1 protein-coding gene and 1 pseudogene are annotated in these 760 nt (G+C 36.4%); both read right to left on the bottom strand.

What is annotated here, in order from left to right; genetic code table 11:
* Positions 1 to 221, bottom strand: a pseudogene (locus LQ617_RS15780) (phospho-sugar mutase); the annotation flags it as partial.
* A gap of 17 nt (positions 222 to 238) precedes the next feature.
* The coding region (locus tag LQ617_RS15775; protein WP_239740790.1) for a UTP--glucose-1-phosphate uridylyltransferase at positions 239 to 760 on the bottom strand (522 nt) is incomplete at its 5' end.

Below are 760 nucleotides of genomic sequence, written 5' to 3'. Positions count from 1 at the left end.
GTATTTGAAATATGCGTTAAATATTTAGCTAAGCCTAGCGCAAACTTTTGAATCGTGAATTTATTCAATCTACCTGGTCCTATACCGAAGGTACTTCTAATACCAGCCGTTCCAAATGATAAGACGTCTGTAAATCCAGCTGCTACTTCTTCTTCTGTTTGAACATTATGAAACTGTTCAACTAAGCTTTCAGATATTCTTTCTTCCCATTGTGCTCTCAAAGTTCTAGCTCCTTTACTTAAATATCTAATGTTTGAATATAGCGTTTAATTTCATCACGCATTTCTTCATCTTTCAATGCGTACTCTATCGTCGTCTTCACAAATCCAATTTTTTCTCCGACATCATAGCGTTGTCCTTCAAAATCATACGCATAAACTTTGTCATCTTTATTTAAACGTTCAATCGCATCTGTTAATTGAATTTCTCCGCCACTACCTTCAGTTTGATTCTCAAGATAATCAAAGATTTCAGGAGATAAAACGTATCTACCCATAATCGCTAGATTAGATGGCGCAGTTCCTTGTTCAGGTTTCTCCACAAAACGATTCACTTCGTATAAACGATCATCTTGTGAATTCGGGTCAATGATGCCGTAACGATGTGTTTCTGATTCAGGTACTGTTTGCACTCCAATAACTGATTTACCTGTTGCTTCATATTGTTCCATTAATTGTTTAATAGCTGGATTATCCGATTCAACAATGTCATCACCTAACAGTACGGCGAAAGGTTCGTTTCCAATAAATTGCTTCGCTGT

It is taken from the genome of Mammaliicoccus sp. P-M59 (genome assembly GCF_022386135.1).
GTDB classification, from domain to species: Bacteria; Bacillota; Bacilli; order Staphylococcales; family Staphylococcaceae; genus Mammaliicoccus; species Mammaliicoccus sciuri_A.
This window is presented reverse-complemented; position numbering and strand designations above follow the sequence as displayed.